Origin of the sequence: Sphingobium xanthum (genome assembly GCF_019737615.1) — a bacterium.
In the GTDB taxonomy this organism is placed as follows: Bacteria; Pseudomonadota; Alphaproteobacteria; order Sphingomonadales; family Sphingomonadaceae; genus Sphingobium; species Sphingobium xanthum.
Genome location: NZ_JAHKKS010000022.1, coordinates 1 through 874, shown reverse-complemented (window position 1 = coordinate 874; position 874 = coordinate 1). Strand labels below are relative to the sequence as shown.

The 874-nt window shown below is 66.1% G+C and carries 1 protein-coding gene; it reads left to right on the top strand.

The window, feature by feature from the left end; translation table 11 throughout:
- The coding region (locus KM135_RS19635) for a tartrate dehydrogenase (protein WP_221715778.1) at nt 1–874 on the top strand (874 nt) is incomplete at both ends.

The following is an 874-nucleotide window of genomic DNA, read 5'->3' as shown; positions in this document are numbered from 1 at the left end:
CGCGGATCGGATCGCCCGACGCCATCTTCTTCGGCGCGGTCGGCTGGCCGGACACGGTGCCGGACCATATCTCGCTCTGGGGCTCGCTCATCCAGTGGCGCCGCGAATATGACCAGTACATCAATCTGCGCCCCGCGCGGCTGATGCCCGGCGTGCCCAGTCCGCTCGTCGGCCGCGGACCCGGCAGCATCGACATGTGGATCGTGCGCGAGAATACCGAGGGGGAATATAGCTCGATCGGCGGGCGCATGTTCGCCGGGACGGAGCGTGAGGTGGTCATCCAGGAGACGGTGATGAGCCGGCATGGCGTCGATCGGGTGCTGCGCTATGCCTTCGATCTCGCCCGCACGCGCGACGCGCGGCATCTGACCTCGGCGACCAAGTCCAACGGCATTTCGATCACCATGCCCTTCTGGGACGAGCGCGTGGAAGCGATGGCGGCCAGCTATCCGGACATACGGGTCGACAAATATCATATCGATATTCTCACCGCCCAGTTCGTGATGAACCCGGACCGGTTCGACGTGGTGGTCGCGTCCAATCTGTTCGGTGACATTCTGTCCGATCTCGGCCCGGCCTGTACGGGCACGATCGGCGTCGCGCCCTCGGCCAACATCAATCCCGAGCGCACCTCGCCCTCGTTGTTCGAGCCGGTGCATGGTTCCGCGCCGGACATTGCGGGCAAGGGCATCGCCAATCCGGTCGGGCAGATCTGGTCCGCCGCGATGATGCTCGATCATTTCGGCGAGCATGAGGCGGCCGCCGCGATCATGCGCGCGATCGAGACGGTCCTCGCCGAGCCGAAGCTGCGCACCGCCGACCTCAAAGGCTCGGCCGGCACGGTCGAATGCGGCAAGGCGGTCGCCGACGCGCT